Below are 633 nucleotides of genomic sequence, written 5' to 3'. Positions count from 1 at the left end.
TCCGACCATCCTAGAGCCCCGGTGGAGCGCTCTCTCGCCCCGGAACGCGGGACACCGCACCCCGGACGACCGCGAGGCGCCGCCTCCCCGGCCGGACACCGCGGTGAGGGCGGTGTCCGGCCGGCGGAGGCGGCGCCTCGGAGGAGAGCAGCGGAGCGCAGGACGCGGTCGGCCGGCGCTTCCCGATCAGGCCCGGTGGGCGCCGTGCCCGTCGCGGGGAGGAGCGGTGCGGATCGAGTCCGTCCGGACGTCCGGCTCGATGCTGCCCGCGGCCAGGTCGGCCCCGGCGCGCGCGGCCAGCTGCGGGTCCGTGCGGCGCAGCTCCTCCGCGCTGTCCTCGGCCGCGAGGTCGTGCGCCTCCTGCATGGCTGACTTCGCCCGCAGCAGCGGGGTCTTGAGGAACCACGAGAGCACGAAGGCCAGCAGGACCACGCCCAGCGCGACCTGGAACACGGTCACGGTCGCGTCGTTGAACCCGGTCAGGAACGGGGCCGACAGGGCGCGGTCCGCGGTGTTCAGGAACGACGTGTCCCCGTCGAGCGCGGAGCCGATCGCGGCGGTGTCCTGCGACTGCAGCAGCTTCAGGATCCCGGCGTTGGCCGGGTCCGCGGCGACGGCGGGGTCGGTGGCGGC

Annotated in this window: 1 pseudogene; it reads right to left on the bottom strand. The window is 75.8% G+C overall.

From position 1 onward, the window contains the following. Positions 1–186 precede the first annotated feature (186 nt). A pseudogene (locus C5C56_RS18110) lies at positions 187–633 on the bottom strand (hypothetical protein); the annotation flags it as partial.

Source organism: Rathayibacter sp. AY1D1, from assembly GCF_002932635.1.
In the GTDB taxonomy this organism is placed as follows: Bacteria; Actinomycetota; Actinomycetes; order Actinomycetales; family Microbacteriaceae; genus Rathayibacter.
The sequence above is the reverse complement of the archived record's forward strand: the minus strand, read 5'-3'. Positions and strand labels throughout refer to the sequence as shown.